This window comes from Marinomonas sp. IMCC 4694 (assembly GCF_008122525.1).
In the GTDB taxonomy this organism is placed as follows: domain Bacteria; phylum Pseudomonadota; class Gammaproteobacteria; order Pseudomonadales; family Marinomonadaceae; genus Marinomonas.
This window is the reverse complement of the sequence record NZ_VSRV01000001.1, coordinates 631,237-656,791: the sequence shown is the minus strand read 5'-3', so window position 1 is coordinate 656,791 and position 25,555 is coordinate 631,237. Positions and strand designations below refer to the sequence as shown.

Genomic DNA, 25,555 nt, shown 5'->3' with positions numbered 1-25,555 from the left:
CTGTCACCACTACCTTTGTAAGGTTTTCTGCATATAAGCTATTTTACTGCGTAGTGCACTGATTCAAGCTTATATTTCTGACAGAACGCTTGTATTTTTGCTTCTGTTTTCTCAACGTCTTTTTCATAACGGCAGCAGAGAGCGATGAGCCCGAGCTCTTCTTTAAGAACAGCTCTTAAGTCGTTCATACCATTATCTACGACGAACTGATATTGATCGATTTGTACTGCCTGTCTGGCATTGTAGTGCTCTATTGCGAACTGGGAGATAAGGCCTATAGAGTCTGATTCTGAGGATAATTTAATGGCAGTTGAGCAATATGTCGTCATGTAATTTACTTCCTCTTGGCGTTCGACTGACGTTTAGTTAATTCTAGTTCATTAAAAGCCGTTTTAGTAATCAGCCCACAAGATCCCTAGGTTTGAATCTATATGTGGCAAATGCCACGTACGAATTGAGATGGTGGTTCTATGAATCTAATTGTTATAGAAGTGCTAGTCCTCTCAATGTTTCAAATAATCTTGATGCTAAAGATTAATATGACTACTAAATCTAATTAACTGCGATGTGATGTCGTTTCACTATCTTGGCCGCTTCTTTGAAGCTGAATAGCCAGTGAGTTGATTAGTAGAAGACTATCAAAATTGCTTACCGCCATCGATTTGATCGTTCCTATCAACTTCGCTATTCAACTGGAATGGTACTTGTGGCGATTTAGGTGTGATCAACATTAAAATTTTCACAATGCCCAAGCTTTGATCTAGCGTAAAGGTGTACCGTTGGTCCAATTTTTCCGTTTTTGGGAGAACAATGAAAATTGATCTCAGAGTGTTGGTTTTGTTGTAAGTTTTTGAATATATTTAGTTTTTTATTTTAAAAAGGCTTAATATACCTTTTTTGCTGTTCTCCCAAATTAGGACAAAATAAAAAAACATGTTCATTTTTTAAACTTTAGTCGGCTCAACCTTATTGTCTGGCTGTAGTTCATTGGGTCTTGGGAGTAGTGAATATGAATGCCCAGGTATGCCTGACGGTGTGCGCTGTTTATCCGCTCGTGAAGTCTATGAGCTTACCAGTAATGGGGCTGCACCCAAGACGATTGATGCTGTGGCGACTCGAATTGGTTCTCCCTCTGGGTATTCACAATCTGATTTAGAGACAGGACTGCTGAGCCATCCAGCATTACCTGAGACGCAGCAATCTGCACCTATTCGGATTCCTTCTAGCGTGATGCGAATTTGGATTGCGCCTTGGGAGGATGACCGTGGATATCTGAATTTATCCAGCTACGTGTTTACCGAAATTGAACCGCGCCGGTGGGATATTGGGGTGTCAGCACCTCGAACGGTTTCGCTAGTGCTACGTCCACTTCAGACTCAAAGCGATTCTGCCTCAGCGGGAGCTGATGGTAAGCGCGATAACTTGAGTATCTACGGAGAAACTAACGAATGACTAATGCAGTTCGCACCATTCAAACTCAGCGTCTAATGACCATTGGTGCGCTTGGTTTAATGGCGTTAATGATTTCGGAGCCCTCATTTGCGGGCTCCGGTGGTGATGCTTTCACCGATGTTTGGGATACCCTAAAAGATTGGACCCAAGGTACTTTGGGACTTCTGGTGGGTATTGTGGGCGGTATCGCTCGCCAAAGCTTGATGGCTTTTGCCTTGGGCATTGGTGGCGGTATGGGTCTCTACAATACGCCAACAGTCGTTGAAAGTGTCATGTCTGCAACTTTACCTGTTGTTGCCAGCACTCAAGAAGTCATTGGCACAACTGTTCCAGCAATCAGCGCCGTTTTACTGGGTACCTGAATGTGAGCCACAGTAGGCAGTTCACTTAAGGCAATCAAACTTAGGTCTACACAACATCGGGTTATTGGTGATGTTGTGTAGACTTTTTCATTTCAACAGCGTCACATTCGTGAGCTTGGTTTATAGCATTTGGTATATTAATACCTAGAGTGGTAAAATACCTGTCAAAATAAACTAAATGGTTTATACTGTTCGTGATATTCATACTTTGGGTGTTAAAATGTCATCTAAGATAAACTGGCTTGTTGCTCATACATCTCCTGGTGCGCTAGTGCTTCAGCAATGGCTGACTGAAAACGGCGTGAGCTACTCCTTGGCTCAAAAGTACGCGCAGAACGGTTGGCTGAAGAAGCTTAGTTCTGGTGTGTACTATCGTCCAAATGCGCAGGGCGATATAAAGCCAACTTGGGTTGATGCCATTCAAGCATTGGATGTGCAATTGGGCGTTTCAGTTCATTTGGCTGGATTGAGCAGCTTAACTCACCAAGGACTGAGTCACTATTTACAGCTGGACAAAGAGCAAGTTTGTATTTGCGTTAAAAACAAGTCGTCCTTACCGAAATGGTTTCGTGAATTTCCTTATCAGAATTGGTTTTACTGTGGAAACCATAAGCTTGAAGTGAATCCCGAGAAAGATTTGAAAAGGATCACGGTTAAAGAGAAAGAACTCACTGTCAGCTGTGCAGAACTTGCTGCCTATGAAGTGGTAGACGCGATTGGGAAGCTGATTTCATTTGAGCATGTCGCAGAATTATTTCAGGGTTTAGTCAATCTTAGCCCTAGAAAAGTACAAGATATTCTTGAACGAAGCTGCTCTGTTCAGGCAAACCGAATATTTCTATTTCTGGGTCGATACTACGATCACCAGTGGGTCAATCGCGTAGATGAAACAAGAATTAAATTGGGTGCAGGAAAGCGGCAGGTTGTCGAAAAAGGACGTTTTGATGAGCGATATCAAATCACAGTACCAGAGATATTAAGCGTCAAAAAAGGTGAACAACATAATGGATAAAGATAGCCCATACTACAAACAGGTTTCCTTGCTCATAAGAATGCTGCCTGTGGTAGCTACAGAGACGGTTTTTGCACTTAAAGGTGGCACTGCCATTAATTTATTTGAGAGAGATTTTCCTCGGTTATCTGTAGATATTGATCTTGCTTATCTCCCACTTGAACCAAGAGACGAAGCTTTGATTAATGTCAGGGCTGCATTGCAGCGCATTACAGATAGAATCAATACTCAACCAGATATCCGAGCGGCATTTCAGGATAATAACGCTGATGAACTGAGAATCGTTGTATCAAGTCCGGTTGCGACGATCAAAATTGAAGTGTCGCCCGTCGCCAGAGGTACATTGCATAGTGCAGAGATAATGCCAGTTCAAGAGTCTGTTGAAGACGAGTATGGTTATGCTGAGATTCAGGTAGTCAGTCTTCCCGATCTATATGGTGGGAAATTGTGTGCTGCAATGGATCGCCAACATCCTCGCGACTTATTTGATGTGCGTATGTTACTTGGCAGTGAAGGGATTTCGAGAGAGATTTTAGCGGGCTTTTTAACCTATACACTAAGTCATCCTCGGCCTATTAATGAAGTCATGTCGCCAAACTGGCAGCCTCTGAATGGTAAGCGTCACTGTATCCACCCCTAAAACAACACAATCCGCTCTGTTAACCTAATCCGCTTTTGGTTTATTCCATGGCAAGAGAGCTTCGATCTACTCAAAAGAAAAGGATTCTGGACACTATAAAAAGAATCGTAGATTTTCGGACATCTTAGGAGGGAAAGCGTAGTTTTATTGGGGTCATTCCTGCCACTAAACGCAAAAAAGTAGGCGTCACTCAAAGAAAAGATGACATTTGTTAACAAATAAATGTTCCGAGGGTGTTCCGAAAAATAAAAAAGCCCCTAGAAGTTAGCATTCACTAACTATCTAGAGGCTTCGATATATGGTGGGCCTGCCCAGACTTGAACTGGGGACCTGCCGATTATGAGTCGGATGCTCTAACCAACTGAGCTACAGGCCCTAAAAACGAGTTGAATTATATAGGTACCTAGAGATATTGCCAAGAAGTGGTTGATGTTTTTATTGATTTAACGCGCTTATAAGTGGTGATTGTTTGTTTTTTACTCAGGCTTAAATACGGGGTCCTGTGCGAAATCATTAAAAAAGCGCGCCAGGCGGGACGCCTATCACTCTTTTGAAGGTGCGTCTAAAAGCAGCTTCACTTTGATAGCCCAGTTGGTCGCTTAACAAGGCAATGTTTTTATCACCATTTTTTATCCGTTGTGCCGCTAAACGCATCCGCCATGAGGTTAAGTACATCATGGGCGTCATGCCCATGGTGGTTTTAAATACACCACTAAAGACAGACCGAGACATGCCTGCTTTTTCCGCTAAACTCGCGACTTGCCAAGCGTGCTCTGGCTGTTCATGAATCGCCACAATAGCACGTGCCAGTCGGGCGTCGCTCAGACCAGCCAACAAACCCATTTGAATTTTTTGTGTCTGAATAAACAATCTCAGCATTTGCACCAAATACGCTTCTGCTAAACGCTCTATGATGACTTGCGAGCCACAGCGCGGCTGCAAACTCTCGGCCAATAATACGGCATTTAACGGCGCTAATTGCTGAGCAATCTCATCATCTTGCTCTACTTTTACCCAACGCCATTCGAGGTCTAACAAGGGATTGAGTGCTTTTGTGCCAAATTCAAATTCACACAGCAGCACATGACACTCTACTCCAAGCTGAAAATCAGACGCCTCAAGTGGCAGACCGGTTGCCAACCAAATGCCTTCACCTTCCTTATAGGCTGACTTGATGCTTGTTTCTTGAAGTCAGCGTTAACGCTCCGGTTATCACATATAACCAATAGCTGGATTCTGCCAATAACGGCCACTGTTCAGGTGACTGGGTGAAACGCCGATGAATGACCGACGTTGCTTTGGGACGAAATGCACTTAATACCGATGAAAGACGATCCATGCTTTTTACCTTACCCAAAAATACGATCTGCAACTTTAAAAGGATTATTTGTCATTGATCGTATCACTGGTTGCCGTACACTGTCTTCATTGAATCTATTTTCTTAAATCTATCGACTGAATCAATAAACCATTGAACACACAGATATCAAGTACACATCAGCCATTAGAAGGAAGCTATTATGATCGTTTTAAAATCCAGAGTCGCAACACCAAGCCTTGCTGTTAGCACGTTAAACGGAACCTGGTCACTTGCCGAGCAAGCACCCGAGAACTTCACCATGGTGGTGGTTTACCGCGGCTTACATTGCCCTATTTGCAAAAATTACTTAAAAGAATTGAGCCGTTTAGCTGACGACTTCACTGAAAAAGGCGTCAATGTTCTGGTACTCAGCTCAGACACTAAAGAAAGAGCGGAAACCGCTGCGACTGAGTGGGAAATCACCAACCTAACCATGGGTTATGACTTGAGTGTCGAACAATCTCAAGCATGGGGTTTGCACCGCAGCGCTGGCCGTGGGCTGACCAGTATTGGCATTGAAGAGCCAACTGAATTTACTGAGCCAGGTCTATTCTTGGTACGCCCCGATAGCACACTGTACTGGAGCAATATCAGCACCATGCCGTTTGCTCGTCCACACTTTAAAGAAGTGCTTGGCGCCATAGAATTTGCCGTTGCGAAAAGCTACCCAGCCCGTGGTGAATTGGTTTAACTCAACGGCTTAACAAGATTAAACCGTTCTTATACATTACATCGCCCTTATCTATTGCCTCGTTCTTATAAACTGGATCATTGGCACTAGATGAGGTCGTTGATGTCTTTTACCAACCACGCGCTATTGTGTTGGGTAAAGCCAATTTTTGGATAGTAATCAACGGCCTGCGGCGCCGATAACAGAATGATGGAACAGTCTGGCGCAAGGGCTTCTTTTGTCATCCGCACTAGAGTTTTCCCGATGCCAGAAGCCTGTACTGTTTCGTCTACCGCTAAGTCCGATAAATAGCAGCAATAAGCAAAATCGGTCACCGAACGAGACACGCCAACTAAACGCTCGCCATGCCAAGCGGTGATCAATAAATTAGCGTGCTTTAACATCGCGTCTATGGTGTCGATTTGATCAATAGGACGACGGGCGCCTAAGGTGGTTTTCGCTAATAGCTCGATAAATTGTGCCGACGTAATGGGGTGGTTTACCTTGTAACAAATAGGCTGTATCGATTCTTCTTTAAACATAACAAAACACCTTTTACGATGTGATTAAAACGCCAGCATAAGACAATTACTCAGCGGATAAAATACGCAAATGGTTACCTAGAGTTAAACGACAACCTAGACTAACGCTCTACCGCTAACACTTTTAAAGCCACACCCGCTGCAGAAGTCCGGTTTTCCACACCCAATTTAGGGAATATTTGCTCAAGGTGTTTGTTGACTGTCCGTGGGCTCATTTCAAGAATTTCAGCAATTTCTCGGTTGGTTTTGCCATTGGCAATCCAGTGCAACACTTCCGATTCTCGGTCCGTTAGATTCAACTCTTGTTTTAATAAGGCCGGACCCGAAGGTTTGTCGCCATCTTCGAGCTTTAACAGCACTTCTTCTTGTTCAGTTAAGCCCATCATTTTTAAACCTAAGGGATAATCCAATCCGGTCAGCTTTAGTCTATTGCCAAGCTCTGGCTGATGCGCCAACCAAAGCCGAATTTGCAAAGCCAATTCCGCGCTTTGCCAGTCACTGCTGGCCCTTGCTTTCGCTAATAACGCATAAGTTTGCGGCGTTGCCCAGGCGATCGCGCCATCCGCTGTGGCGGTCATCAGGTATTGACCCATGCTGTCTAAGGCCGATTGCGCGTTGTTGCTCGAGCGCGCATTAGACAAATGCACACGCATGCGGGCAATCAGTTCATTGGGCTGTATGGGCTTAGTCAGATAATCCACGCCCCCCGCCTCTAAGCCTCGCACTATGTCGTCGGTGTCGGTTAGCCCTGTCATAAAAATCACGGGGATCGATGCCAAACTTTGGTCTGCTTTGATCTGTCGGCAAGTTTCGAACCCATCCATGTTTGGCATGATGGCATCCATCAAAATGATATCGGGGCGAATACGACGTGCAATGGTTAAAGCTTGCCGACCTTCCAGCGCCACCAGCACATCCATGTTGGCGGTTTCTAAGGTGTCGTGGATCAGGCTCAGCGCATCCGGTGAGTCGTCAACAACAAGAACAATGTCACTTTTATTGCTTGTATTCATTATTACCCTTTCCCAATAAACTGCCGCTAGGACGCGTGATCTTGTAGATAGTGAGCAATCGCATCAAACTGAAAGCTTTGATACAAGTTTTCTAATTGCTGCAAGTGGCTCGGAGCGATAACGTCTGTGGTGGCGAGTTGATCGAGCACACCGCGTACGCCTTTTTTGTAGCCCATCTCAGCAAATGCCATCAGCTCGCGCACGCTTTCGTGGTCTGGAATGGGCGCAACAACCGCATTAGTTACTTGCTGTTCAGAGTCTTTATTCGTTTTAGATAACACTATGGGCGCTGGTTCTGGTGTTTTTTCTTGATAGACCCAATCCAACGCTAGCCAATGTTTAATCGCGTCTAGCAGCGCACTGTTGTTCACTGGCTTGACGAGATATTGGTTAAACGCGGCCTGTTCGTCTGGCTTGCGTAGGCTTTCTTGGGCATCGGCAGACAACATGACAATAGGCGTGCTGTGGCCACGATCACGTAGCGTTTTGGCCAACGTGAGACCGTCCATGCCTGGCATGGTCACGTCCAACACAAACAAATCCGGCGAACAGGATTCCAGCTCATCCAGACACACTTTAGCATCCGAGGCTTCAAGTACATTAAAGCCCAGTGGCACCAAAATATCCGATAATAAACCACGTACCACGGGGTCATCATCCACCACCATTAAGGTGCGCTGGTAACCGTGATAGCTGGCAATGCGCCTGTTTTCTTGTCGACCACTTTCCACTTGACTGACCCACGGCAGCATCAAACTCACTCGAAATTCACTGCCTTCGCCCACCACAGAGCGCGCCTGTATATCGCCCCCCATGACTTCGGTCAGTAATTTCACAATGGTCAAACCAAGCCCCGTACCAGGCAAGTTACCTGTACTGATGTCGCGTACACGTTCAAAAGGGTCAAAAATACGCTGCAAATGGGCTTCTTTAATGCCCAAACCCGTATCACGAATCACAAACTCCGCCACCTGATTACGATAATTCACCTCGAACAACACCGAGCCTTTGGGTGTGTATTTCACTGCGTTCGACAGTAAATTGATCAGTATTTGACGCAATCGTTTTTCGTCGGTCATCACCTGTTGCGGTAAAGGCGCGAGAATTTTGGTCTGTAATTGAATGCCCTTGTCCCTTGCCTGCATGGCAAACATGCTGTTTAGCTGATCAATGAGTTTCGGCAAATCCACCGTGTTTCGGTACAAGTCAAATCGCCCAGCTTCGATTTTGGAAATGTCCAGCAGACCTTCAATTAAGTCCGCCAAATACAAGCCACTGCGATGAATGATGTCCAAGCCGTTTTGATGTCCAGAAGGGGTATTGGCTTTTTCAGACAACAGCTGAGCGTAACCAATAATAGACTGGAGCGGCGTACGCAATTCATGGCTAATACCCGTAAGATAACGGCTTTTCGCCTCGTTCGCTCGCTCGGCCAGTTCTTTGGCACTTTGCAGTGCGCGGTCTGTTTCTTGGTGAGCATCGACTTCACGAATCAGTTTTCGTGTTTGTCGATTGGATTCTTTTTGCGCCACCACTCGGCTTTCGTGGGCCAATAAAAACAACCAAGACAACACCCCAGACACAATCAGCAAAGTAAAAAATAGCGCCAGCATGGCGTCTTGTAGTAAAGCGGCTTCGTTGATCGAGTTTGGCGCCATTTGCCGATAAATCAACATCATTAAGGCGGCGTTGATCACATTGATCACCGTCAATAAGGACAAAAAACGTCCAAACCGTGACTTCAACGCTTTCACTAAACGCCGTGGCAAGAACAGCTTGAAAAAGTAATCGCTCTGCTGACTGATGCTGGCCTGTGGTTTACAGCTGTCCAAGCAGCGCACGTCCAACGAGCAACACAAGGAGCAAATCGGCTGCATGTACGCCGAGCAGAAGCTCATGTCTTCCGTTTCAAAGGCGTTTTCACACACTCCACAGGTCAAGGTCACGTATTTAGGGTTGCGTTGGCTGGCAAGCTCGATCATTGGCACCAGCTCCGGGCTTTGTCGTGCCAAATAATATTTGCCCTTGGTGATCCAAGCGATCAGGGGCACACACACAAAGCAGGTTGCTAACGAAATAAAATGACACAAACTCTTGGCTTCTTCGCCGAACACGCCCAAATAGCTGACCAAGCCTAACGTCGTCGCGATCAGCATAGAGCCGGTGCCGACGGGGTTAATATCGTACAGGTGCGCGCGTTTGAATTCGACGTAATTGGGACTTAACCCGAGCGGTTTATTGATCAACAAATCCGCTGACAAACTGCCCAACCAGCTCACTGCGGCAATGGCAAACACACCCAAAATGGCCCCTAATGCTTGGTAAATACCTAATTCCATCAGCAACAAAGCGATGGTGACGTTAAACACCAGCCATACGACGCGCCCGGGGTGAGAGTGCGTCAAACGCGAAAAGAAATTCGACCAAGCGATCGAGCCCGCATAGGCGTTGGTTAAATTGATTTTCATCTGGCAAATAAACACAAACACCGCCGCCAGCATCAAGGCTGTGGTCGGTGATGAGGTCAAAAAGAAAAAGATGCGCTGGTACAAATACGTTGGGTCCGTGGCTTGAATGGCGGTGGCGCCATCAGAGATAGCCAAATACGCCAAAAACGAGCCGAGCAGCATTTTAATCGCGCCGATAAACACCCAACCAGGGCCAGCCAGAATCAGCCAAAACCACCAGCGACGACGGTTTTGTGGGGTCTTTTTTGGGAAAAAACGCAGATAATCCACTTGCTCGCCAATCTGTGCCATCAAGGCGAACAACACCGACGCGGCCGAGCCAAATAAAATCCAATCAAAATGCGCGCTTTGCGGGAGGTTCAAAGGCGTGTATTCCGTCCAACTGTAAAAGTGTTGGTACTCTTGCGTCACGACCACGGCAATCGCCGACACCTGTAACGCTAACCATATCCACTGGGTGCCGACCTGAAATCGGCTAATAGCACGAATACCATGGGTCACAATCGGGATAACAAACAGCGCCGATAATGCATAACCAATTTGCAGTGGAATCCCCAATAATACTTCAAACGCCGAGGCCAAAATCGCCGCTTCAATGGCAAAGAAAATGAATGTGAAAGTCGCGTAGATCAGCGAGGTAATGGTTGAGCCGAGATAACCAAAACCCGCACCGCGCGTCAGTAAATCAATGTCCAGACCGTGCTTAGCCGAATAATACGCAATGGGAAAACCCGTCACAAAAAACAACGCCAACACCGTCAAAATCGCCGCCACGGCGTTGGTAAAACCATACGCCAAGGTGATCACCGCGGCCAGACCTTCCAGCGCCAAAAACGCCGTCGCCCCCAGCGCGGTGTGACCAATGCGCTCGATGCTCATGGCATGACCTTGCTTATGGGAAGAATCGTCATGCTTGGACGTATAACGCAAGGCGTAATCTTCCATGGTTTGGTCAGCGACCCACTTATTATAGTGGCGTCGCACTTTGAAGATTTTTTGTGTGGCCTTCATCGCGTCTCTTTGCTCAAGGTAACCCTTTTGGTTAAATCGCTGTTTTTATCGCTGTTGTTATCACTAGACAACAGCTTTTGCTGGGGGCAATGTTTTTGCTTCCAGCATGCCTTCTGACACAATGATTTGAATGATCTCATCCAGTCCTTGTGCTTTTTTCAGGTTCGAAAAAATAAATGGACGATCGCCGCGCATCATTTTTGCGTCACGGTCCATGACCTCTAAAGACGCACCGACCAATGGCGCCAAATCGGTTTTATTGATAATCAGCAAATCCGATTTCGTAATACCGGGGCCGCCTTTGCGCGGGATCTTATCCCCTGCCGACACGTCGATCACATAAATGGTGAAATCAGACAATTCAGGGCTAAAGGTTGCGCTCAGGTTATCGCCGCCACTTTCGACAAACACCACGTCGAGTGCACCGTGGCGCGCCAATAGCTGATCAATCGCTGCCAAATTCATCGACGCATCTTCACGAATCGCTGTATGAGGACAACCGCCTGTTTCCACGCCCAAGATACGATCCGCGTCTAAGGCTTCGTGCTCGGTGAGAAACTTGGCGTCTTCCTGTGTGTAAATGTCGTTCGTCACCACAGCGATGTTGTAATGCTCCCGCATGGCTGAGCACAAAGAGCGCAACAAGGCTGTTTTACCCGATCCAACCGGACCACCGACACCAATACGTAATGTTTGCTTTTTCATGCTGATTCCTTCTAATCCTGAATTCTTTTACTTAATAAATAGGAGCACTGTTCGTTTAAGAGCGAAACAGTCGCGAATATTGTGTTTCATGTTGCGCGCTGGCAATCGCGATGGCGGGCAGACCGGCGCCAATACGATCTTCTTCAACGGTGAGAGACAAGGCGATGGCATGCTGAATGTCGCCTTGCAGTTCACCAAGCAATTCTTGCGCTTGGGTTTGCCCCAGCGGCACCAGTTTGGTCGCGGCCGCGATTTGGTTTTCCAACCAAGACCAGCTGAAACCCAGCGCCGCTATATCGAACGATAAGTTCCAATGCACAGCAGCAAGGGCAAATAGCACCACAAAACTGATGTCGTCAGTACGCTCGAACGGTGTGTCTATTGTTAAGCTGCGCAGCAGGCGCGATAACGCTTCCCCCATGGCCGTATCGTTGAGGCGAAGTTCTTTGGTTTCCCGACACGCCAACGCCAGATCATTCAGCTCCCATAACCGAGCCGTATCACCTTGCTGCGCCGCGTCCATGCACAAACGCAAAACAGGCAAATCCACCCGCGCGACCGACTGCTGAATTTGCAACCCAACCCAATCCGATACATTGGCTTTATTCTTTACCCACCCCTTATCAATGGCAAATTCCATGCCTTGGGAAAACGCATAGCCGCCAACCGGCAGGCTCACGCTACTAAGCTGCAACAAGCGTAATAAACTCGTCTCAGTGGTGACTATGGCCATGGCTATTGCCTCCAGAACTATTGCCTCCAGAACGATAGGCTCCAGATTCTGGCACAAACACGGCGCTTTCATGGCTGACGATCAAACCCAACATGTGCAGCATGTCTTCTAAAACATGGTCTGGCTTGATGCGTAACCAGCGCTCACCAATTTGGATTTTGGTGTGGCGGTTACCAAGGTGATAGCAAGCTTTGGAAAAGGCTTCCCAGTCTTCACAGCTGGCATGAGCTACGTCTTCCACCGCCCCCTTTACTTGAACGATTTTGCCGCATTCGGTTTTTAAATACTCTCCAACTAACAACGGCTTACCCCGTTCCAAAAAAACACGCACGTCTTCGTTGTTGTCGCCCACTAATTTGAGTCGCCCACGATCACGTTGCTCGTGTGTTAGGGTCACTGTGGTGTAAACAGGGTCGTGACAATGGGTACCTAATCGTTCGTAAATATCGAGCATCTGATGTTCCTAAAATAATGTGTAAAGCTGAGCCAAAGGCAAGACTTGTGCAGGCTCGCAGGTTAACAATTCGCCATCGGCACGCACTTCATAGGTTTGTGGGTCAACGGTAATGTTCGGCAACCAATCGTTGTGAATCATGTCGAGCTTGGAAATGTTGCGCGTATTTTTGCAAGCGACCAAGGTGCGATCCAAACCAAGAGATTCTTTTAGGCCATTGCTTAGCGCCGCTTTAGACACAAAAGTTACCGAGGTCGCCGCTGCGGCCTTACCAAACGAACCAAACATGGGACGATAATGCACGGGCTGCGGCGTTGGAATCGACGCATTCGGGTCGCCCATGGGCGCGCTGGCGATCATGCCGCCTTTAATGATCATCGAGGGTTTAACCGCAAAAAACGCCGGTTTCCACAATACCAAATCCGCTAATTTACCAGGTTCAATCGAGCCGACTTCCTCGCTAATACCATGGGCTATCGCAGGGTTAATGGTGTACTTGGCAATGTAACGACGAGCGCGAAAGTTGTCCGCACCAAGCGCTTGGTCTTCTGGCAATAAGCCAAACTGTTGTTTCATTTTATGAGCGGTTTGCCACGTCCGTGTCACGACTTCACCCACGCGCCCCATGGCTTGGGAATCAGACGAAATCATACTGAATGCGCCCCGATCGTGAAGAATGTCTTCTGCAGCGATGGTTTCTTTGCGAATCCGTGAATCGGCAAACGCCACGTCTTCGGGAATGTTGCTGTCTAAATGATGACAGACCATCAACATGTCCAAATGCTCGTCTACCGTGTTGCGGGTGTAAGGACGGGTTGGATTCGTCGACGAAGGCAGCACATTTGGATTTGAACACGCTTTAATGATGTCAGGTGCGTGGCCGCCGCCTGCGCCTTCTGTGTGATAGGTGTGAATCACTCGATCTTTAAAAGCGTCGAGTGTGCTGTCGACAAAACCCGATTCGTTCAGGGTATCGGTGTGAATCGCGACTTGCACGTCGTACTTTTCCGCCACACTCAAACAGCAATCAATCGATGCGGGGGTGGTGCCCCAATCTTCATGAAGTTTAAGGCCACACGCGCCGGCTTCGAGCTGTTCTTCTAGCGCTTCTGGCAAGCTGGCGTTGCCTTTGCCCAAGAAGCCTAAGTTCATCGGCATGCTGTCGGTAGCTTGCAGCATTTTGCCCAAATACCAAGGCCCTGGCGTACAAGTCGTTGCTTTCGTACCCGTAGCAGGCCCTGTGCCGCCGCCAATCATGGTGGTCACGCCAGAGGTTAAGGCTTCTTCTATTTGTTGCGGGCAAATAAAGTGAATGTGTGCATCGATCCCGCCAGCGGTCAAAATAGACCCTTCGCCTGCGATGACTTCGGTGCCTGGTCCAATAACAATGTCTACGTTGTCTTGAACGTCTGGATTACCCGCTTTACCGACTTTGAAAATACGACCTGCTTTGATGCCGACATCGCCTTTTACAATGCCCCAGTGGTCAAGCACCAAGGCGTTGGTAATCACCAAATCCACCGCAATCTCGTTTGTTACTTGGCTTTGCCCCATGCCATCACGGATCACTTTGCCACCGCCGAATTTCACTTCGTCGCCGTACACGGTGAAATCTTTTTCTACTTGAATCCAAATATCAGTATCGCCTAATCGCACTCGGTCCCCTGTGGTTGGGCCGAACATTTGCGCGTAACTGTGTCTGTCCATCGTTGCCATTATTTGGCTCCTTCTAACGTGCCCATGACATCACCACGGAAACCATAAATGGTTTTTGTACCCGCGTATTCCACCAGCTCTACTTCACGGCCTTGACCGGGTTCAAATCGTACGGCGGTGCCGGACGCAATGTTTAAACGAAAGCCTTTGCTTACACTGCGATCAAACGTCAGCGATGGGTTCACTTCGAAAAAATGATAATGGGAGCCAATTTGAACGGGGCGATCGCCGGTATTTTCGACACGAATTGTCACCGTCTTGCGGCCAACATTCAGCTCAATCTCGCCGCTGGCAACCTGTATTTCACCTGGAATCATGGAGGTTCTCCTTGCCCCTTTATTTACAAAAAAATAAAGAGCCTAGTTAATAGGGTTATGGACAGTGACTAACTTGGTTCCATCTGGGAACGTCGCTTCCACTTGCACTTCGTGAATCAATTCAATCACACCGTCCATGACCTGCTCTGCGCTGAGTACCGTTTTACCAAAGGCCATCAGCTCCGCTACGGTTTTGCCGTCCCGTGCGCCTTCGATGATTTCCATCGTGATGTACGCCATAGCTTCGGGGTAATTTAATTTAAGACCTCGATGCAAACGACGCTCTGCCAATAAGGCGGCCGTGAACACCAGTAACTTGTCTTTCTCTCTTGGAAGTAGTTCCATTGTCTGTGCCTCTTTGTATGCCTCTTCATGTGGCTTTTATTGTATTTTTTTGAACTATAATGATGCGCATGCACCATTTCAGGTCAACCAGATTCGTGGCACCCTTGCTTCTTTATGAATGAAAGCGGGGCGAATCGCCTGCCAACATTGGATAAACAACTGTTTCATTTGCTCTGAATCACGGTGAAGGCTGCGCACTATTAGGTAATCACCCACCAAGCTGACACCACTTAACGAGCCATAATTCTGGCTATGCTGCTGGCAATAGCCGCGTAGAGCGCTGATTAGGTCGTCGTGATTGAGCGATGAATTCGTCGTCGCGGCAAAAGGCCCTGCGATTAAAACACCGTTAATCGAATGGCCATCTAGCCCAGCTTTCGCGCCCAATACAGCCCGGCTGTTATTGTCGATGACTAAGCGTTCGCGTACTTTAATTCGTCCGTTTTGACGAATTTCAAAACCTTGCTCCGCGTGTCCTTCGCCAAAATCTTGGTGATTTGCTGGTAAACCAAAGCAGGTGATTTCCCAGCCAATAAACTGAGCGTTTTCAGCAAGATCGATGCGGTTTTCAAGGCGTGTGTGAGCATTGGGGTACAAAATCGTTTCTTGGGGCAGCCATTCCATTGCGCTATTTTTGGCTACATTTAGCTGAACGACTTGGTGTTGTAAGGTTTTATCTTCGCGGGCTCGGTAAACGCGACCGGCACCCGGTGTGGTGATTAATACATGAGTATTTTCGGCTAGATTGGCCGTAATGGTCAGGCGATCACCCGACACTAAACCGCCAGGCGGATGCAATAAATACACATGGGCGGTGTCGCGGCCTTCTGGATAAAAGGGCTTTTGTACGTACAAAGGCCCCTGATGATCGCAGGTTTTCAACACGGTGCCGCGGGAGGTTTTACAAAACCCCAACGTCAGAAACGCATGCCACTGGGACGCGGGCGTTTCTGCTAACAATAAGGGTGGCAGAGAAGGTGTCTCTGCTAAATCAATCGTCGTTTTATTATTCATTTGTGCCCTATAAGCGTTCATTGCATGGCGACAGATCGCAAATCATGCAAAAACTAGACCGCTAAATATTGCTTAATCAAGGTATCGTTGAGGTTTTCCATCTTGTCCGCTGCTACGATGCGGCCTTTTTCCATCAAACGAAATTCTTTACCCACGCGACGAGCAAAGCCTAACTTTTGCTCAACTAAGATGACCGTTAAGCCTTCTTCTGCATTGAGCTTTAAAATCACGTCGCCGATTTGCTTCACAATATTCGGCTGAATGCCTTCGTTGGGTTCATCTAAAATGAGCACACTGGGTTCCAGAACCAAGGCGCGTCCGATCGCCAGCTGTTGCTGTTGACCGCCGGACAAATCCCCACCGCGACGGTGCAGCATATCTTTCAACACAGGGAACAGCTCAAAGATTTTCTCAGGAATCTCTTTAGGGCTATCTTGGGTACGCTTGCCACGCACAGGCAGCCCTATACGCAGGTTTTCTTCCACGGTGAGCATAGGGAAAATATCGCGTCCTTGCGGCACGTAACCAATACCAGAGTAGGCGCGCTTTTCGGCACTTTGCTTGTTTAGCGTTTCACCTTCCATGGTGATCTCACCGCTTTGAATGGGTAATAATCCCATGATGGCTTTGAGTAATGTGGTTTTACCCACGCCGTTTCGCCCCATTATGCAGGTGATGGAACCGGGCACAATATCCAAATCTAAGCCCCATAAAATTTGGGTGCCGCCATAAAGTTGATCGACTTTTTTAATAGAAATCATGCGCTTTCCCCTTCACCAAGGTAAACCTCGATAACGTCTTTGTTGCTTTGAATCTGATCCATGGTGCCCTCGGCCAATACAGAACCCTGATGCAATACCGTCACGGTGCGGGCGATGCTACGGACAAATTCCATATCGTGCTCTACCACAATCACGGTTCTTTCTCCTGCTAGCGACGTTAGCAATTCCGCCGTGCGTTCGGTTTCTTGTGCCGTCATGCCTGCAACAGGCTCATCGATCAGTAATAATCGCGGCTCAGCGACCAACAACATACCAATTTCTAACCATTGTTTTTGCCCGTGTGATAAAGCGCCTGCCAACATAAAGCGATGCTTCGCCAAACCAATGGTTTTTAACACGTCGTCAATTCGATCGATCTGCGTGGGCGTTAAGCGCGAAAAAAGCGTCGGTAGAACCCCCTTGTCGGTTTTTAAAGACAGTTCCAAATTATCAAACACAGTTTGTTCTTCGAAAACCGTCGGCTTTTGAAATTTACGACCAATACCCAACTGAGCGATTTCCGCTTCGTCTTTGTCTAATAAATTGTGATTTTGTCCGAAGAAAACTGTCCCTGAATCGCATTGAGTTTTACCGGTAATCACGTCCATCAAGGTGGTTTTGCCGGCGCCATTGGCACCGATCAAACAGCGTAATTCGCCGTCATTGATGTACAAATTCAAGTTATTCAGGGCTTTAAAGCCATCAAAGCTCAAGTTCAAATCTTCTACATAAAGGATCACCTTGTTGTCGACATTGACCTGTGCCTGCTCCGGTGCCAAAAACGACCACACCTGATCGCGGCGAAAAAAGTCACGAGTGCTGTCTAATGTGCTCATTTTTGTGGCTCCTTATTCATCACTGTATTTCGCTTGGCTTTTAGCTGTCCATACAATCCCATCAAGCCTTTTGGTAAATACAAGGTGACAAGAACAAACATCGCGCCCAAGGCAAACAACCAAGCGTCTGGCATAATCGCGGTAAAACGGGTTTTCGCGTAGTTCACTAACAGAGCTCCAATCACCGCACCGATCAAGGTGCCACGACCGCCGACCGCGACCCAAATCACCATTTCAATAGAATTAATAGGTGAAAATTCGCCTGGGTTGATAATGCCGACTTGTGGCACATACAAGGCACCGGCAATGCCTGCGATCACCGCGGAATAGACAAACAACCAGACCTTGTAACGATCGGTACGATAGCCAATAAAGCGCGAACGGGATTCCGAATCACGAATCGCTAACACCACTTTACCCAGTCGCGAAGACAGAATTTTTTGACTCACCACGAAAATCACTGCCAACAAAATAGCCGTGATTAAAAACAAGCCAACGCGAGTGCTGTCGGCTTGCAGATTGAAGCCAAGAATTTCTTTAAAATCGGTCAGACCATTGTTGCCACCAAAGCCCATTTCGTTACGGAAAAACGCCAGTAACAGGGCATACGTCAAGGCTTGCGTCATAATGGAAAGATACACACCGGTCACACGAGAGCGGAACGCTAACCAACCAAACACAAAGGCCAGTAACCCGGGAACCAGCACCGCCATTAACATGGCGAACCAAAATTGATCCATGCCTAGCCAAAACCACGGCAATTCTTTCCAGTCCAAGAACACCATAAAGTCAGGCAACAGCGGATCACCATACACGCCACGATCACCGATTTGACGCATTAAATACATGCCCATCGCGTAACCACCCAAGGCAAAAAACGCCCCGTGTCCCAAACTCAAAATCCCGCAGTAACCCCAAATAATATCCACCGCCAACGCCAACATGGCGTAGCACAAATACTTACCCAGCAAGGTAATAGTGTAAGTACTCACATACAGTGCAGAGTCTTCAGGCAGGTACAAATTTGCGGCCGATGCGAGAATCGTCACACCCAATAAGATCACCACAAACGGCAGCGTATGCTTGCCAGAGGTGCGTCCTTCCGTAAAATACTTCATAAGACGTGTCATTCTGCCGCCCTCCCTTTTTGTGGAAAGAGTCCTTTAGGACGTTTTTGAATAAAGAGGATAATAAACACCAGCACGAGAATCGCTGCGAGCACCGCGCCCGTTGTTGGCTCTAAGAACTTGGTTGCAATACCCAGCGTAAAGGCTGCTACTAATGTCCCCAATAGGTTACCTACGCCACCAAACACCACGACCATGAAAGAGTCGATGATGTAAGCCTGACCCAAGTTCGGTCCGACGTTGGTGAGTTGACTTAGGGCCACACCGGCAATGCCTGCGATACCTGAACCCAAACCGAAAGTCATCGCGTCCACCCAGTGGGTTTTAACGCCCATGGCTTTGGCCATGTTGCGATTTTGCGACACCGCTCGTACGTTTAGACCCAGAGAGGTTTTACGTAAAATAATCACCAAGGTCATAAACACCAACAAAGCAAACGCCAAGATATACAAACGGTTTAACGTCAATGATAAAACAGGGTTAATTTCCCAAGAGCCACTCATCCAGCTCGGTGTGGATACTTGTCGATTCAGCGGAGAAAAGATGGTTCGAACAAGTTGTTGCAGAATCAAGCTGATACCAAAGGTGGCCAGCAAGGTCTCTAATGGACGACCATGTAAACGGCAAATAACCAAACGCTCGATCAATACGCCCATTAAACCCGACACTAAAAACGCGGCGGGTATCGCCACCCAAATAGAATAATCAATGTAATTCGGCATCATCAGCTGCACCACATAAGTGGTATAGGCGCCAAGCATAATCATCTCGCCGTGGGCCATGTTAATCACGCCCATAACACCAAAGGTAATCGCCAAACCAATAGAGGCCAGCAACAATACTGAACCAAGACTCAAGCCAAAAAACAACTGATCAACAAAAGCAAAACGGTTGGCACGCTGCTCTATGTTTGCCAAAGCAAGCGCTGAGGCTTTCGCTATAGCAGGTGTTTCTTCACGGGATAAGCTGGTTAATAAATTTCGTACGTCATTTTCCAAACTGTCTGACAAGGTTTCAATGGCGGCAATTCGATTGGACACCGCTAACGACGTTTGCGATGCCGTATTCATTGCTAATGCCAAGGCCATGGCCTCTTTCACTTTTTTATTTGGCTCGCTTGGATAAAGGCTTTCTAATGTCTCGATCGTGCTGTCGTCTAGTTGAGACAAAAGCTCGCGTACGGCGCTTTCACGTACGGAAGGATTTTTTGATGTTAACTGAATGCGGGCGATCGCGCTGCGCAAGTAACCACGCAAGGTATTGTTTACGCGAATTTTTTTGACGTCGCGCTTCGTCAGCGTCGCATTAATTTGATCAGTAAAAACGTTTTTATACCCCGTCTCACCGTTCACATCAAACTGACCAACGATTTGCTTGGTGGATTCAATGTAGTACAAATCGCCGTTTAAAAGAGTACGAAAAAGGGGCAGTACAGACTCGTCTGAGGCTTTTTCTATTTTGTCTAAAATAGGCACCATTTTGCTCAGCTTGGCGTCGACAAGTTCAACCAATAACGGGTCAAGCTCATGGGGTTGTGCCGCGTAACTCGGAAGGGATAAGAGCCCGAAAAGACAGCAACACAGTGCCATACAATATTTCAAGCTGATACGTCTCAAGGTCATACGTCTCAAGGTCATACTCCGTGTATCGAAAGGTTTAGTGCGAAAAGGCTGGTTGAACTCAGCGCTTAAAAGAATGGATCTGACATGGTTTCTGATGGATTAACGAACACGCTGGCGGGACAGGATCTGGCCGCCAGAGTGCTAAAATATCAACCCAAAGAACGCGCTGAATTAGTAATTTTGACCAGAGCAGGCTTTCGTCTTAGTGTTGTAGTTACCGCACTTAATAGGCGCTGTCCAATCTGAAATCAGATCTTTTGAGCCAGGCAAGAAGTCAGACCACGCATCACCAGGCACCACGCCGTCGGTTTCCCAAACAACTTCAAACTGGCCGTCGTCTTGGATCTCGCCAATCAGAACAGGTTTGCTCAAGTGATGGTTTTTATTCATCACCGCAATGCCACCAGTTAAGTTAGGCGTTTCTTGACCAATCATCGCTTGCTCAACCGCATCTACGTCCGTAGTACCCGCTTCAGTCACCGCGTTTACCCACATTTTGAAACCGATGTACGTCGCTTCCATTGGGTCATTTGTTACACGATCTGGGTTTTTAGTGTACGCTTTCCAAGCTTCGATGAAGGTATCATTCTCTTCACTGTCAACACTCTGGAAATAGTTCCACGCGGCCAAATGCCCTACTAATGGTTTTGTGTCCAAACCAGAAAGCTCTTCTTCGCCTACTGAGAAAGCCACTACTGGGATGTCTTCAGCCGAAATACCTTGGTTACCCAATTCTTTGTAAAAAGGAATGTTTGCATCACCATTGATGGTCGAAACCACCGCTGTTTTCATGCCTTCATTACCGAATTTTTTGATGTCTGACACAATTGACTGCCAGTCAGAATGACCGAACGGCGTGTAATTGATCATGATGTCTTTCGCAGCAACCCCTTTGGCTTTTAGGTAAGCTTCAAGAATTTTGTTCGTTGTACGCGGGTAAACGTAATCGGTTCCGGCCAATACAAAACGCTCAACACCTAGATCGTTCATCAAGTAATCCACCGCAGGAATCGCCTGCTGATTTGGCGCCGCCCCTGTGTAGAACACGTTTTTAGATGACTCTTCGCCTTCGTATTGCACTGGGTAGAACATCAAACCATTTAATTCTTCCAATACTGGCAATACTGACTTACGGGATACCGACGTCCAACTACCGAAGATCACATCCACTTTATCTTTGGTTAAAAGCTCGCGACCTTTCTCTGCAAACAAAGGCCAGTTAGACGCTGGATCAACCACAACGGCTTCAAGTTTTTTACCAAGCAAACCGCCCTTTTTGTTTTGGTCATCGACCATCATCAACACGGTATCTTTCAACGTTGTTTCAGAAATCGCCATGGTTCCAGACAAAGAATGCAAGACACCGACTTTAATGGTATCTGCCGCCAAAGAAGGAAGCGCAATAAGCGTTGCACCAGAGAGCACAATCGCAGAAGTGAGCGTTTTGATTTTCATAATGGGAGCCGTCCTATTGTGATTAGTAAAATAATGAATCGAGACTTGAAACGTGAAACACCTTGCCAACGCATCAAATCAGTCACTCCAGTATTCAAAAATCACCGCAAGAAAGGTATGCGCGAAATGACATAGGGGGATACGTCATTTGACGTATAATTGACTAAAGAGAAACAAAGAAGACTCCCCTTTGAAAGCAACAGACACGACCTTAATCAATCGAAAAACACCCATTTTACTGACACGCTATATCATTAAAAAAAACTTAACGATGAGTGCAAAAAACATTGATTCCATTCTTCCTTAAATGTATCTAGTCTGAACTGCACAAGGTATTTCATTAGACGTTTAAACAATAAAAAAAGGAACCGCCATGTCTTTGTCTTCGCTCATTAATAATGCCCGCTATCCGATCGCTAACAGTGATTTTAAAGCCGACTGTAAAAAAACATTAGAACAAAATGGTGCTCTGATTTTGCCTGATTTTTTGAGTGACCGTTCTATTGAACGCATTATCAAGGAAGGCGAGTCAAAACAACATCTAGCTTGGTACACCCAATCCACTCACAACGTTTACTTAAGCAATATCGACCCAGATTATGGCGCTGAACACGCTAGAAACAAGCAAGTTAACTCTTCTAAAGGTTGTATTACTGACGACCAGATTGATGCGGAATCTCCGCTTCGAGCGTTATACGACTCGCCTGTCTTTCGTGATTTTTTGGCTGACGTATTAGGCGAAAAAACATTGTATAACTATGCCGACCCTCTTTCTTCGATCAATTTGCACTACGCCAGCGAAGGTCAGGAACTGGGCTGGCATTTCGACAATTCGTCGTTTGCCATTACCTTGTTAATTCAAAAGCCAAGTGGCGGCGGTGTGTTTGAATACATTGAAAACATGCGTGACGCTGACGCAGGGGAAATGAATTACAGCGGCGTAAGTGAGGTGTTATCCGTACAACGCAAAGCCAAAGAGCTGGCGATTGAACCTGGCGCATTAGTGTTGTTCCGCGGTCGAAATGCCATTCATCGAGTCACGCCAACGCAAGGCGACACAACTCGCATGCTGGCGGTGCTCGCCTACAATTCAAAACCCGGCGTCGCGCTCTCTGAAGCCGCCAGTAAAACCTTCTATGGCCGAGTCAGTTAACGCGCCTTTTCGTGTCTTCAGCATGACAATAATCGTAAACAGGAGGCAAGCATATCGTACGCGGCTACCCAAAGGGTTGCCCAGCGTACGATGAAAAAACGATGATTAACACAAGCAAAAGCGTTTCTTTTTACTCCAATCTGCCAGTGCTTAAACCCTAGCCACAATACCATGGTGCCAATCGCTTGGCTTGCAGACCAAGTTGTCTTACTGGGTACATTCTCTTTTTGAGACAGCAAAGTGCAGTTCATCAGCCTTGCCCTCAAATGAAGTAAAAACCTCTACTGTTAAACGTTTAACAAAACACTTGCCTGACTAAATAAGAGTCTGTTAGCCTTATGACTGTTAAACGTTTAACTGCAAAACAACAAAGGTACGTTAGTAATGAGAAAGCCTTCTATTCGTGAAGTCGCTAAATTAGCCGAGGTATCAACGGCCACGGTTTCTAACGTTTTTTCAGGCAAGAAACCAGTGAATGATGAACTTAAAGCACGCGTGCAACTTGCGGCTGATCAACTCGGTTATCAAATGGATCGTGCGGCTTCTCAGTTACGCTCTCAGCGTAATAAGGTCGTCACCGTGTTGGTGCCCAATATTACCGATACGTTTTTTGCCACTATTGTTTCTCAGCTTGAAAACCTTGCCTTTGAACACGGCTACGATGTGATTGTGGCCAGCTCCCATGACCGTGAAGAGGTCGAAGCGTCGCGCATTAAGGCCCTTATGAGTTGGCGCCCCGCTGGCATGATCGCCATTCCATGCGCGGGGCAATTATCCGGCGCGCTTTTGAACCTAAAAAACCTTTGCCCTACCGTGTTAATTGACCGTGTATCGGTACATTCGGCGCCTTTTGATACGGTTACTATTGATAACAGTGCGGCCGGCGAACTTGCTTGCCAACACCTTATCGATGCCGGCCATACAAACATTCTTATTGCGGCGTCTGATTTGTCTTTTCCACCGATTCGTGAACGGGTGGAAGGGGCTCTAAACGTGCTGAGAAATGCCAACATTGTGCAGCCTAGCGTGATCGAATTAGGCTGTGAATTAGAAGCCGGTGCAGAAACAATAACCCACTGGCTCGCCAGTCATCCAAAGCCGTCGGCCATTTTTGCTCTCACTAACGTTACGACCCTCAGCACACTCACTGCACTGGCGGAACTGAACACCAAGGTCGGGGAAGATATCTCATTGGTCGCATTCGATGATTACGCTTGGATGTCGGCTCGCAGTACCAGCCTAACCGCCATTCGTCAGCCTGTAGAAGCGGTCGCTGCCAACGCTTGGTCAAAATTATTGGAACGCATCGATTCTGAGCGCAAAAACAGCGACCCGCAAGCCACGGTGCTAAACGCCAGTTTAATTAAACGTCATTCTGTGAAAAGTATTATATAACCGTCACATTTGACACAGGGAGGGTTCAACAAAGAACCCTATATTGATCACCATTTACAGCGCGAGGAGGAGGCCAAGATGCAGAGTTAATAAAGGACCACGAAAGTCAATCACACTAACGAATTAACCCTACACCTTAACGTCGATTAGAGCTCAATTAAGATGTCTAACCGCCTAATATCGCTGTGACAGCAGCCATAAAAGACGGACATAGTGTATTACATCTGAGTGTGTTTACCAACAACGTCAAGGTGAGACCATAAAGCATCAATCTATATTAGATTGTTGAAGGCGATTTTCGCCTACATTTTTGATCGGAGTGTCAGTAATGAAATCTATAGTAATAAAAACAATCGGTTTTACTACGCTTGCCGCCACAGCCGGGCTGTATGCTGCACAAGCTCAAGCCAGCTCAACTGTTGCCTTTTTGATGCCAGATCAGGCATCGACTCGATATGAAAAACATGATTTCCCTGGCTTCAAAGCCGCCATGACCAAACTCTGTGCTGATTGCACATTGATTTACCAAAATGCCAACGGCGATGTGTCGTTGCAGCAACAACAATTCAACTCAGTGATCACACAAGGTGCCAAAGTCATTGTATTGGACCCTGTTGATTCCAGCGCTGCAGCGTCTTTGGTGAACTTGGCACAAAGCCAAGGCGTCAAAGTAATCGCCTATGATCGACCTATCCCGGGCAAGGCCGCCGATTTTTATGTGTCTTTTGACAACAAAGGCATTGGTAAAGCCATTGCAGAAAGCTTAGTTCAACACTTAGAAAACATGGGTGTACCAAAAAACAAGGGCGGTATTTTACAAATTAACGGTTCACCTACCGACGCAGCGGCCGGTTTGATCCGCGACGGTATCGATGAAGGTTTGGACAACAGCGGTTACACCACCATCGCAGAATACGACACGCCAGACTGGGCGCCACCAAAAGCACAAACGTGGGCAAATGGGCAAATCGCCCGTTTCGGCTCCGATATTTTAGGCGTCGTAGCAGCCAATGACGGTACGGGGGGTGGCGCGATCGCCGCGTTAAAAGCCTCAGGCGTTAACCCCCTGCCCCCTGTTACCGGAAATGATGCCACCATCGCAGCATTGCAATTGATTATCGCAGGTGACCAGTACAACACCATCTCTAAGCCGTCTGAAATAGTGGCCGCCGCGGCCGCGAATGTGGCTGTGCAGATGTTGAACGGTATAACACCTGTTGCCAAAACAACGCTGTACAACACACCTTCTGAACTCTTCGTTCCAGAGGTTGTGACACGTGAGAATATCAAAAAAATCGTGTTTGATACCGGCGTGACGTATGCGGGCGATGTATGCACTGGTCGCTATTTAGCGGGCTGCATAGAGCTGGGAATCTGGCGCTAACGTCGTAC

24 protein-coding genes, 1 tRNA gene and 2 pseudogenes are annotated in these 25,555 nt (G+C 47.1%); 8 read left to right on the top strand and 19 right to left on the bottom strand.

Going from position 1 to position 25,555, the window contains the following annotated elements; genetic code table 11:
• Positions 1–38: 38 nt before the first annotated feature.
• Positions 39–329, bottom strand: a complete 291-nt coding sequence (locus FXV75_RS03035; RefSeq protein ID WP_148831132.1) for a hypothetical protein — start codon at positions 327–329, stop codon at positions 39–41.
• 625 nt (positions 330–954) lie between these two features.
• Here FXV75_RS03035 and traV point away from each other — a divergent pair.
• The 4 genes and pseudogenes from traV to FXV75_RS03015 form a co-directional block, all read left to right on the top strand.
• A pseudogene (gene traV / locus FXV75_RS03030) lies at positions 955–1,452 on the top strand (type IV conjugative transfer system lipoprotein TraV); the annotation flags it as partial.
• Positions 1,449–1,814: a TraA family conjugative transfer protein gene (gene traA / locus FXV75_RS03025; RefSeq protein ID WP_148831131.1), complete on the top strand. Its 366-nt coding sequence runs from the start codon at positions 1,449–1,451 to the stop codon at positions 1,812–1,814. The pseudogene traV and the gene traA, both read left to right, overlap by 4 nt.
• A gap of 220 nt (positions 1,815–2,034) precedes the next feature.
• The gene (locus tag FXV75_RS03020; RefSeq protein ID WP_148831130.1) at positions 2,035–2,826 is read left to right on the top strand and encodes a type IV toxin-antitoxin system AbiEi family antitoxin; all 792 of its coding nucleotides are present in this window, start codon (positions 2,035–2,037) and stop codon (positions 2,824–2,826) included.
• Positions 2,819–3,445 (top strand): annotated as a pseudogene (locus FXV75_RS03015) (nucleotidyl transferase AbiEii/AbiGii toxin family protein); the annotation flags it as partial. The gene FXV75_RS03020 and the pseudogene FXV75_RS03015, both read left to right, overlap by 8 nt.
• Before the next feature lie 320 nt (positions 3,446–3,765).
• On the opposite strand, the gene FXV75_RS03010 reads toward FXV75_RS03015, so the two are convergent.
• The 3 genes from FXV75_RS03010 to FXV75_RS03000 form a co-directional block, all read right to left on the bottom strand.
• Positions 3,766–3,842, bottom strand: a tRNA-Ile gene (locus FXV75_RS03010).
• A 137-nt stretch (positions 3,843–3,979) separates the two neighbouring features.
• On the bottom strand, positions 3,980–4,606 hold the full coding sequence (locus FXV75_RS03005; RefSeq protein WP_148831128.1) for a helix-turn-helix transcriptional regulator: 627 nt from the start codon (positions 4,604–4,606) through the stop codon (positions 3,980–3,982).
• 19 nt (positions 4,607–4,625) lie between these two features.
• Complete coding sequence (locus FXV75_RS03000) at positions 4,626–4,805, bottom strand: hypothetical protein (protein ID WP_148831127.1); 180 nt, start codon at positions 4,803–4,805, stop codon at positions 4,626–4,628.
• Between the two features lie 181 nt (positions 4,806–4,986).
• Between FXV75_RS03000 and FXV75_RS02995 the strand changes: the two genes are divergently transcribed.
• A complete protein-coding gene (locus FXV75_RS02995) occupies positions 4,987–5,517 on the top strand; it encodes a peroxiredoxin-like family protein (RefSeq protein WP_148831126.1) in 531 nt (176 codons plus the stop codon).
• Positions 5,518–5,603: 86 nt separating this feature from the next.
• Here FXV75_RS02995 and FXV75_RS02990 read toward each other — a convergent pair whose 3' ends face one another.
• The 15 genes from FXV75_RS02990 to urtA form a co-directional block, all read right to left on the bottom strand.
• The gene (locus FXV75_RS02990; protein ID WP_148831125.1) at positions 5,604–6,038 is read right to left on the bottom strand and encodes a GNAT family N-acetyltransferase; all 435 of its coding nucleotides are present in this window, start codon (positions 6,036–6,038) and stop codon (positions 5,604–5,606) included.
• Between the two features lie 101 nt (positions 6,039–6,139).
• Positions 6,140–7,051, bottom strand: coding sequence for a response regulator transcription factor (locus tag FXV75_RS02985; protein ID WP_148831124.1), 912 nt, complete (start codon positions 7,049–7,051; stop codon positions 6,140–6,142).
• Positions 7,052–7,077: 26 nt separating this feature from the next.
• On the bottom strand, positions 7,078–10,530 hold the full coding sequence (locus tag FXV75_RS02980) for an ATP-binding protein (RefSeq protein ID WP_148831123.1): 3,453 nt from the start codon (positions 10,528–10,530) through the stop codon (positions 7,078–7,080).
• A gap of 63 nt (positions 10,531–10,593) precedes the next feature.
• On the bottom strand, positions 10,594–11,235 hold the full coding sequence (ureG, locus tag FXV75_RS02975; RefSeq protein ID WP_148831122.1) for an urease accessory protein UreG: 642 nt from the start codon (positions 11,233–11,235) through the stop codon (positions 10,594–10,596).
• Positions 11,236–11,290: 55 nt separating this feature from the next.
• A complete protein-coding gene (locus FXV75_RS02970; RefSeq protein WP_148831121.1) occupies positions 11,291–11,968 on the bottom strand; it encodes an urease accessory protein UreF in 678 nt (225 codons plus the stop codon).
• A complete protein-coding gene (locus FXV75_RS02965) occupies positions 11,949–12,422 on the bottom strand; it encodes an urease accessory protein UreE (RefSeq protein WP_148831120.1) in 474 nt (157 codons plus the stop codon). Before FXV75_RS02965 ends, FXV75_RS02970 begins: the two co-directional genes overlap by 20 nt.
• A gap of 9 nt (positions 12,423–12,431) precedes the next feature.
• Entirely contained in the window at positions 12,432–14,138 is a 1,707-nt protein-coding gene (gene ureC, locus FXV75_RS02960; RefSeq protein ID WP_148831119.1) for an urease subunit alpha, read from the bottom strand.
• On the bottom strand, positions 14,138–14,455 hold the full coding sequence (locus tag FXV75_RS02955; RefSeq protein WP_148831118.1) for an urease subunit beta: 318 nt from the start codon (positions 14,453–14,455) through the stop codon (positions 14,138–14,140). The genes ureC and FXV75_RS02955 overlap by 1 nt, the downstream gene beginning before the upstream one ends.
• A 42-nt stretch (positions 14,456–14,497) precedes the next feature.
• A complete protein-coding gene (locus FXV75_RS02950) occupies positions 14,498–14,800 on the bottom strand; it encodes an urease subunit gamma (RefSeq protein ID WP_148831117.1) in 303 nt (100 codons plus the stop codon).
• Between the two features lie 78 nt (positions 14,801–14,878).
• Positions 14,879–15,814: an urease accessory protein UreD gene (locus tag FXV75_RS02945; RefSeq protein ID WP_148831116.1), complete on the bottom strand. Its 936-nt coding sequence runs from the start codon at positions 15,812–15,814 to the stop codon at positions 14,879–14,881.
• 53 nt (positions 15,815–15,867) lie between these two features.
• Entirely contained in the window at positions 15,868–16,575 is a 708-nt protein-coding gene (urtE, locus tag FXV75_RS02940; RefSeq protein WP_148831115.1) for an urea ABC transporter ATP-binding subunit UrtE, read from the bottom strand.
• Complete coding sequence (urtD, locus tag FXV75_RS02935; protein WP_148831114.1) at positions 16,572–17,411, bottom strand: urea ABC transporter ATP-binding protein UrtD; 840 nt, start codon at positions 17,409–17,411, stop codon at positions 16,572–16,574. Before urtD ends, urtE begins: the two co-directional genes overlap by 4 nt.
• Entirely contained in the window at positions 17,408–18,541 is a 1,134-nt protein-coding gene (gene urtC, locus FXV75_RS02930; protein WP_148831113.1) for an urea ABC transporter permease subunit UrtC, read from the bottom strand. The genes urtD and urtC overlap by 4 nt, the downstream gene beginning before the upstream one ends.
• Complete coding sequence (gene urtB, locus FXV75_RS02925; protein WP_148835188.1) at positions 18,538–20,160, bottom strand: urea ABC transporter permease subunit UrtB; 1,623 nt, start codon at positions 20,158–20,160, stop codon at positions 18,538–18,540. Before urtB ends, urtC begins: the two co-directional genes overlap by 4 nt.
• 171 nt (positions 20,161–20,331) lie before the next feature.
• A complete protein-coding gene (gene urtA / locus FXV75_RS02920; protein WP_148831112.1) occupies positions 20,332–21,615 on the bottom strand; it encodes an urea ABC transporter substrate-binding protein in 1,284 nt (427 codons plus the stop codon).
• 373 nt (positions 21,616–21,988) lie between these two features.
• Here urtA and FXV75_RS02915 point away from each other — a divergent pair, with 373 nt between their 5' ends.
• The 3 genes from FXV75_RS02915 to FXV75_RS02905 all read left to right on the top strand — a co-directional run bounded on the left by FXV75_RS02915 (position 21,989) and on the right by FXV75_RS02905 (position 25,547).
• Positions 21,989–22,768 (top strand): 2OG-Fe(II) oxygenase, encoded by a 780-nt coding sequence (locus tag FXV75_RS02915; protein WP_148831111.1) that lies wholly within the window; start codon positions 21,989–21,991, stop codon positions 22,766–22,768.
• 384 nt (positions 22,769–23,152) lie between these two features.
• A complete protein-coding gene (locus FXV75_RS02910) occupies positions 23,153–24,163 on the top strand; it encodes a LacI family DNA-binding transcriptional regulator (RefSeq protein WP_148831110.1) in 1,011 nt (336 codons plus the stop codon).
• Between the two features lie 328 nt (positions 24,164–24,491).
• On the top strand, positions 24,492–25,547 hold the full coding sequence (locus FXV75_RS02905; RefSeq protein WP_148831109.1) for a sugar ABC transporter substrate-binding protein: 1,056 nt from the start codon (positions 24,492–24,494) through the stop codon (positions 25,545–25,547).
• The last annotated feature ends 8 nt before the right edge of the window (positions 25,548–25,555 follow it).

Bases quoted from the DNA above. Each gene is read 5' to 3' on its own strand.
- FXV75_RS02990 (WP_148831125.1), bottom strand. From the start codon at position 6,038: ATGTTTAAAGAAGAATCGATACAGCCTATTTGTTACAAGGTAAACCAC.
- FXV75_RS02995 (WP_148831126.1), top strand. From the start codon at position 4,987: ATGATCGTTTTAAAATCCAGAGTCGCAACACCAAGCCTTGCTGTTAGC.
- urtE (WP_148831115.1), bottom strand. From the start codon at position 16,575: ATGATTTCTATTAAAAAAGTCGATCAACTTTATGGCGGCACCCAAATT.
- FXV75_RS02985 (WP_148831124.1), bottom strand. From the start codon at position 7,051: ATGAATACAAGCAATAAAAGTGACATTGTTCTTGTTGTTGACGACTCA.
- FXV75_RS02910 (WP_148831110.1), top strand. From the start codon at position 23,153: ATGAGAAAGCCTTCTATTCGTGAAGTCGCTAAATTAGCCGAGGTATCA.
- FXV75_RS02905 (WP_148831109.1), top strand. From the start codon at position 24,492: ATGAAATCTATAGTAATAAAAACAATCGGTTTTACTACGCTTGCCGCC.
- traA (WP_148831131.1), top strand. From the start codon at position 1,449: ATGACTAATGCAGTTCGCACCATTCAAACTCAGCGTCTAATGACCATT.
- urtA (WP_148831112.1), bottom strand. From the start codon at position 21,615: ATGAAAATCAAAACGCTCACTTCTGCGATTGTGCTCTCTGGTGCAACG.
- FXV75_RS02980 (WP_148831123.1), bottom strand. From the start codon at position 10,530: ATGAAGGCCACACAAAAAATCTTCAAAGTGCGACGCCACTATAATAAG.
- FXV75_RS02950 (WP_148831117.1), bottom strand. From the start codon at position 14,800: ATGGAACTACTTCCAAGAGAGAAAGACAAGTTACTGGTGTTCACGGCC.
- FXV75_RS02955 (WP_148831118.1), bottom strand. From the start codon at position 14,455: ATGATTCCAGGTGAAATACAGGTTGCCAGCGGCGAGATTGAGCTGAAT.
- FXV75_RS02965 (WP_148831120.1), bottom strand. From the start codon at position 12,422: ATGCTCGATATTTACGAACGATTAGGTACCCATTGTCACGACCCTGTT.
- FXV75_RS03020 (WP_148831130.1), top strand. From the start codon at position 2,035: ATGTCATCTAAGATAAACTGGCTTGTTGCTCATACATCTCCTGGTGCG.
- FXV75_RS03000 (WP_148831127.1), bottom strand. From the start codon at position 4,805: ATGGATCGTCTTTCATCGGTATTAAGTGCATTTCGTCCCAAAGCAACG.
- FXV75_RS02945 (WP_148831116.1), bottom strand. From the start codon at position 15,814: ATGAATAATAAAACGACGATTGATTTAGCAGAGACACCTTCTCTGCCA.
- FXV75_RS02915 (WP_148831111.1), top strand. From the start codon at position 21,989: ATGTCTTTGTCTTCGCTCATTAATAATGCCCGCTATCCGATCGCTAAC.
- urtB (WP_148835188.1), bottom strand. From the start codon at position 20,160: ATGACCTTGAGACGTATCAGCTTGAAATATTGTATGGCACTGTGTTGC.
- ureG (WP_148831122.1), bottom strand. From the start codon at position 11,235: ATGAAAAAGCAAACATTACGTATTGGTGTCGGTGGTCCGGTTGGATCG.
- urtC (WP_148831113.1), bottom strand. From the start codon at position 18,541: ATGACACGTCTTATGAAGTATTTTACGGAAGGACGCACCTCTGGCAAG.
- urtD (WP_148831114.1), bottom strand. From the start codon at position 17,411: ATGAGCACATTAGACAGCACTCGTGACTTTTTTCGCCGCGATCAGGTG.
- FXV75_RS03035 (WP_148831132.1), bottom strand. From the start codon at position 329: ATGACGACATATTGCTCAACTGCCATTAAATTATCCTCAGAATCAGAC.
- FXV75_RS02970 (WP_148831121.1), bottom strand. From the start codon at position 11,968: ATGGCCATAGTCACCACTGAGACGAGTTTATTACGCTTGTTGCAGCTT.
- ureC (WP_148831119.1), bottom strand. From the start codon at position 14,138: ATGGCAACGATGGACAGACACAGTTACGCGCAAATGTTCGGCCCAACC.